1 protein-coding gene is annotated in these 223 nt (G+C 52.9%); it reads right to left on the bottom strand.

The features are described 5' to 3' along the window. The coding region (locus ACGF5R_RS25165; RefSeq protein ID WP_387693363.1) for a hypothetical protein at positions 1–223 on the bottom strand (223 nt) is incomplete at both ends.

Raw genomic sequence — 223 nt, forward strand, 5'->3', positions numbered from 1 at the left:
CTGAGTCAGGATATTCGCTTCACCCCAGACCGCATTCACCCCGGTGCCATCCCCAACTTTGGTGATAAGATTGGCTTTACCTTTGGCAAACCCCACTGTCGTGCCCTCGCCAACATGGGTCATCACGTTACCGACATCGGAAATAAGCAGGCCGACTGTCGTCCCCTTTCCTACTTTGGTCAGAATATTGCCTTTACCAAGCAAAACAGCCGCCGTCGTTGAG

This window comes from Photorhabdus sp. RM71S (genome assembly GCF_042879355.1).
In the GTDB taxonomy this organism is placed as follows: domain Bacteria; phylum Pseudomonadota; class Gammaproteobacteria; order Enterobacterales; family Enterobacteriaceae; genus Photorhabdus; species Photorhabdus kayaii.